The 356-nt window shown below is 50.8% G+C and carries 1 pseudogene; it reads right to left on the reverse strand.

The window, feature by feature from the left end:
• Window positions 1–221: pseudogene (locus tag PPL9_RS33635) on the reverse strand (MATE family efflux transporter); the annotation flags it as partial.
• Between the last annotated feature and the right edge of the window lie 135 nt (window positions 222–356).

Genomic DNA, 356 nt, shown 5'->3' on the forward strand with positions numbered 1-356 from the left:
GTGAACAGGGAAACCAGAATCATGAAGAGAGGGAACATGAGGGTGACGCCAGTCAGCGCTTGTGTACCCACATAGGTTCCCAGAAAATAGGCGTCGACGACGGTATGCAAGCCATTGACCATCATGACAAGGCTGAGGGGGATTGCGGTTTTTGCAAAGAGAATAGGTATGGAGCCGGACAGAAAAATATTGTCCGGTTTGGAAGAAGAAACGTCAGACATCAAAACTGCTTTCAGTTCAGAAGCGGGAAAGTGCTGGAGCTCGCGTTGCCAGTAAACCGCTGAAATTATGCGGTTTGATGTAGAAAAGATGGAGCTTCACCAGAGCGGTATGCTTGCGAGCGGCGGGGGGCCGCA

The sequence above is a fragment of the Pseudovibrio sp. POLY-S9 genome, from assembly GCF_001431305.1.
In the GTDB taxonomy this organism is placed as follows: domain Bacteria; phylum Pseudomonadota; class Alphaproteobacteria; order Rhizobiales; family Stappiaceae; genus Pseudovibrio.